Consider the following 5153-nt stretch of genomic DNA (forward strand, 5'->3'; position numbering starts at 1 on the left):
GTTCACTGCCGCATAGGCAGCTCAAAAATTAAAACCCTCGAGCAACGATCTGCTGTCACCTAAATGAACCCCCACCCTCTGGTCTTCAGTGCAAAATGATCTCTTTGATTTCAGGCAGAGCACACCATGCAACCATTCCACTTGGCTTTTCCCGTCACCTCTTTGGCCAAGGCCAGAGCGTTTTATGGTGAACTTTTGGGTTGTTCAGAAGGCCGCTCCAGTGAGCACTGGATTGACTTCAATTTTTACGGCCACCAAATCGTGGCGCACCTGAGCCCTTCAGAGGCGGGTCACCACAACACCAGTGCGGTGGATGGCGACAACGTGCCGGTGCGTCACTTTGGTCTGGTGATGGAGATGGGCCAGTGGGAGGCCATGGCCGACAGGCTCAAAAAAGCGGGCACTTCTTTTGTCATCGAGCCGCACATTCGGTTCAAGGGTCAAGTGGGCGAGCAGGCCACCATGTTCTTTTTGGACCCTTGCGGCAATGCGGTGGAGTTCAAGGCGTTTGCCAACCCCGAGAGCCTTTTCGCCAAGTAAAGCTCAGCGCCTTTTTCAGGGTTTCAACGACTGCATCACTCGGGCGATGCAGTCGTTTGTTTTGGCGGCATCAATCCAGCGCATGATGCACACCAATTCCAGCGTGGGGTCGACCCAGGTGATGGACGAACCCGCGCCAATGGCAAACCAGGATGTGCGGGGCGCATCTTTGAACAGCACACCATCTTTGTTGAGCCAAATCAGGTAGCCGTAATAGGGTGCAATGTCGCAGGGCTGCTGCATCATGTTCAGCCATTGCTTGGACAAAATTTGTTGGCCCTTGAACTGGCCTTGCCCCATGAGCATCAGGCCAATCAGGGCCTGGTCCATGGCCGAGATGGACACGCCGCCACCCCAGTGGCTGCCGCCCGGCACCGACATCATGCGTTGGCCGTTGACCTCGGTCCAGCCTTGCTCGTAGCCCACCCATTGAAACGCGTCCGAACACCCCAGGGGTTGCCGGAAAAATTCTTCAAACACTTCAGGCAGCGGGCGCTTGAACAGGTGCAACAAGGCCAAAGACAGTTGGTTGATGCGAACGTCGTTGTACTCAAACCGGGAGCCCGGCTCGCCCAGCGGCCGGGCATCGCCTTTGGTGCCGTCGGCTTGCCCGGTTTGGTAAGGCAGCCAGCGGTAACGGTCGACCTGTTCAGGAATGCCCAGGCAGGTGCCTTCCCATTCGCTGGTTTGTTGCAGCAAATGGTGCCAGGTGATGCGCGAGAGCCGATTGCCCTCAAAACCAATGCCGGGGCATTGCTCAACCACGGGGGTTTGGACGTCTTTCAATAGCCCTTGGTCAAACGCCAGACCGGCCAGCAAGGCCAGGTAGGTTTTGGCCACACTGAAAGTCAGGTCGGCCTTGTGGGGCTCGCCCCATTGGGCCAACAACTGGTGTTGGTGGAACAAAACACCCGACACAGGCCCACGCCCATGGACCGGGCCATACAAGCGGTTGTAGGGCGGAGGGTCCACATCGTGGATGCCCCATGGCGGTGAGGTGTCGCGCGACCAAGGGGTTTCGCACGATTGGATGAATTCAAGGGTTGATTCAAGGGAGTCGGTCATGCGAAGGCTCTTGTCGGTTAAGGGGGGGTGGGGGCTTTTAAGCGAGGGCTGCTTTGGCCGCTTGCTGCGCTTTGTAGACCAGTTTGCGCGCCATGCTCCAGCGGTGCACTTCGCTCGGGCCGTCGTAAATCCGAAAGGCGCGCATGTCCATGAAAATGCGCATCACGGGGGTGTCGGCTGTGACGCCCTGGCCACCCAGAATTTGTACGCAACGGTCCACCACCCGCCATTCGGCTTCTGAGCAGGCCACTTTGGCGCGGCTCGATTCAAAGCCGCCTTTTTGGCCTTGGTCGAGCAGCCAGGCGGTGTGCCAGATGTGCAGGCGGGCGGTGTGCAGGTCGATGTCGTTGTCGGCCAGCATGAAGCCCACGCCTTCGTGCTCGGCCAGCGGTTTGCCAAAGGCGTGGCGGCGGCTGGCGTAATCCAGGGCGATGTCGTGTGCACGGCGGGCCTGCCCCAGCCAGCGCATGCAGTGCGTCAGGCGGGCCGGTGCCAGCCGAATCTGTGCGTAACGAAAGCCCTGACCCACTTCGCCCAGCACATCGCTGGCAGGCACGCGCAGGTTGTCAAAGCGCAGCACGCCGTGGCCGCCGGTGAAGCAGTTGTCCAGGGTGTCCATGCTGCGTTCGTGGTGGATGCCGGGTTGGTCCATGTCGGCCAAAAACATGGTGGCCGTGCCGTCTTCCATGCGCGCCATGACGATGACGTAATCCGCGCCGTCGGCCCCGGTGATGAACCATTTGCGGCCATTGATCACATAGTCGTCGCCGTCGCGCACCGCGGTGGTTTTGAGCATGGACGGGTCAGCGCCCGCGCCCGGGTCGGGCTCGGTCATGGCAAAGCACGAGCGCGTGAGGCCTGCCGCCTGCGGACGCAGCCAGCGTTCTTTTTGCGCGGGGGTGGCCACTTCTTCCATCAGGTGGATGTTGCCTTCGTCGGGGGCGTGGATGTTGAGTGCAGTGGGGCCCAGATTGGAGTAACCGGCTTCTTCGAACACCACCGCTTTGGCGATGTGGCCCAGGCCCAGGCCGCCCATTTCTTTGGAAGCGTGGGGGGTGAGCAAGCCGGCTGCGCGAGCGCGCGCCACCAGTTCGCGGCGCAGGTCTTCGGATGGGCCGTGCGGGCCGTGGCGCGGGTCGCCCTCAAGGGGAATGACTTGCTCGGCAATGAACTGCCGCGTGCGCTCGCGCAGGGCTGCAATGTCGGGTGGGATGTCGAAGTTCATGGTCGAGTTATCTCAAATCGTTGAACAGGGTTTCTTGTTGTGATTGGAAAGGCTGCAGCGGCCTCGCCCTGTCCGGCCTGTGACTGGGTGTCGCCTGGGCGTCTTCTCTTGTGCTTGGAAGCAGCCTGTCGTCTGTGTGGCATGCCCACGAGCAGGTGAGTGCTAGTCTGTTCAAAATGGCTGTGAGGCCATGCCATGCCATGCCCCTGCCCAAAAAAGGAAAAACCATGAAGCTCTACACCGCCCACCGCGCGCCCAGCCCCCGTCGGGTGCTGATGTTTTTGGTCGAGAAAAACATCACCGGCATCGAAATGGTCAACATGGACCTGAACGGCGGCGCGCACCGCACGCCCGAATACCTGGCCAAAAGCCCGCTGGCCAAGGTGCCTGCGCTGGAGCTGGACGACGGCCGTGTGATCACCGAGACACGGGCGATCTGCACTTTGCTGGAGGGCCGCTTTCCCGAGCCCAACCTGATGGGCGTGGACGGCGACGAGTGCGGCTTCATCGAGATGGCCGACCGGCAGGTGGAGCTGTATTTGTTGGGTGGCATTGCCAACGCGATCCGCCACAGCCACCCCGGGCTGGCGGCTTTAGAGAAACCGCAGTTCCCCGAGTTTGGCCGCTCTCAGGCCGAGAAGGTTCGGGATGTGGCGCGGGGCTTTGACCAGCGCTTGCAAAGCCAGCCCTTCATCGCGGGTGAGCGCTTCACGATTGCCGACATCACCGCGTTTTGTGCGCTGGAGTTTGCGCGTGGCCTGATGAAGTTCGTGCCCGGCGACGAGGGCATGCTTGCTTTGCAGGCTTGGCGCGACCGCATGAACGATCGGCCCAGCGCCAAAGTCTGATCGGCTGAAAATGTTCAGCTGAACACGCCGCCGTAGTCCTTGCGCAGGTCGTTTTTCTGCACCTTGCCGGTGCCGCCCACGGGCAGCGATTCGAGGAAGACCACATCGTCGGGCACCCACCACTTGGCGACTTTGGTGGCCAAAAAGTCGAGGATCTCTTGCTTCTCAACCGTTTGACCCGGCTTGCGCACGATGAACAGCAGCGGGCGCTCGTCCCACTTGGGGTGCTTGACGCCAATGACGGCGGCCATGGCCACAGCCGGGTGGCCGATGGCGGCGTTTTCCAGGTCAATCGAGCTGATCCATTCGCCACCGGTCTTGATCACGTCCTTGGTGCGGTCGCGAATTTGCATGGTGCCGTGCGCGTCGATGGTGGCGATGTCACCGGTGGGGAACCAGCCGTCGACCAACGCGGTTTTCTCGGCTTTGAAGTAACGCTCCACGATCCATTGGCCGCGCACCATCAGCTCGCCTTGTGAAGTACCGTCGCGGGGCAGGGTTGCACCGTTTTCATCGACGAGCTTGATCTCGATGCCCGAGACGGTTTTGCCCTGCTTGGCCACGATGGCGTGTTGCTCGGCAGCCGGACGCAGGCGGTCAGCGCGGCTCAGGATGCTCATGGTGGCGACAGCCGTGGTCTCGGTCATGCCCCAGCCGTGGCGCACTTCCACGCCGTAGTTGTCCATGAACTTGGCGATCAGCGCCATGGGCATGGCCGAGCCGCCCACGCAGGTGCGCTTCATGTGGGCAAAGCGCAGGTTGTTTTGTTCGACGTGCTGGATCAAACCCATCCAGATGGTGGGCACGCCTGCGCTGACGGTGACTTGCTCGCTGTCCATCAACTCGTAAAGGCTGGCGCCGTCGAGCTTGGGGCCAGGCAAAACCAGTTTGGTGCCCGCCACCAATGCGGCATAGGGGAGGCACCAGGCGTTGATGTGGAACATGGGCACCACCGGCAGAACAGTTTCTTGTGTGGACAGGCCCATCGCATCGGGCATGCAAACGGTGGAGGCGTTCATGACGATGGCGCGGTGTGAATACAGCACGCCCTTGGGGTTGCCGGTGGTGCCCGAGGTGTAGCACAAGGCTGCGCCGGTGTTTTCGTCCAGCACGGGCCAGTCGAAGCTGTCACGGTGACCGGCAATCAGGTCTTCGTAGTTCTGTACATTTACGCCTTCGATCACCGGGGTGTTGGCCGCATCGGCCAGGCAGACCCAGGCGCGCACTTTGGGGCAATGCGCGGCAATGCCTTTGACCAAGGGCGCAAAGGTGGCGTCAAACAGCATCACCTCGTCTTCGGCGTGGTTGATCACATAGATCAGTTGCTGGGGGTGCAGGCGCGGGTTGCAGGTGTGCATGACCATGCCGCTGCCCGAGACGGCGTAATAGGCCTCCAGGTGGCGGTGGTTGTTCCAGGCGATCGAGCCGACTGCGCTGCCGGCTTTGAGGCCCATCTGCGCCAAGGCGTTGGCCAG

5 protein-coding genes are annotated in these 5153 nt (G+C 61.2%); 2 read left to right on the forward strand and 3 right to left on the reverse strand.

All coding sequences use genetic code 11. The features are described from left to right. Positions 1 to 126 precede the first annotated feature (126 nt). Entirely contained in the window at positions 127 to 540 is a 414-nt protein-coding gene (locus ACIQ47_RS14495) for a VOC family protein (protein WP_396438780.1), read from the forward strand. A gap of 15 nt (positions 541 to 555) precedes the next feature. On the opposite strand, the gene ACIQ47_RS14500 is transcribed toward ACIQ47_RS14495, so the two are convergent. Next, positions 556 to 1605: a serine hydrolase domain-containing protein gene (locus tag ACIQ47_RS14500; RefSeq protein ID WP_396438781.1), complete on the reverse strand. Its 1050-nt coding sequence runs from the start codon at positions 1603 to 1605 to the stop codon at positions 556 to 558. A 37-nt stretch (positions 1606 to 1642) separates the two neighbouring features. Further along, entirely contained in the window at positions 1643 to 2830 is a 1188-nt protein-coding gene (locus tag ACIQ47_RS14505; RefSeq protein WP_396438782.1) for an acyl-CoA dehydrogenase family protein, read from the reverse strand. Positions 2831 to 3057: 227 nt separating this feature from the next. Here ACIQ47_RS14505 and ACIQ47_RS14510 point away from each other — a divergent pair, with 227 nt between their 5' ends. Further along, positions 3058 to 3678, forward strand: a complete 621-nt coding sequence (locus tag ACIQ47_RS14510; protein WP_396438783.1) for a glutathione S-transferase family protein — start codon at positions 3058 to 3060, stop codon at positions 3676 to 3678. A gap of 14 nt (positions 3679 to 3692) precedes the next feature. Here ACIQ47_RS14510 and ACIQ47_RS14515 read toward each other — a convergent pair. Beyond that, positions 3693 to 5153, reverse strand: a 1461-nt coding sequence (locus ACIQ47_RS14515) for a long-chain-fatty-acid--CoA ligase (RefSeq protein WP_396438784.1), incomplete at its 5' end; no start/stop codon positions are given.

The organism is Limnohabitans sp. (assembly GCF_044373035.1).
Taxonomy (GTDB): domain Bacteria; phylum Pseudomonadota; class Gammaproteobacteria; order Burkholderiales; family Burkholderiaceae_C; genus Limnohabitans_A.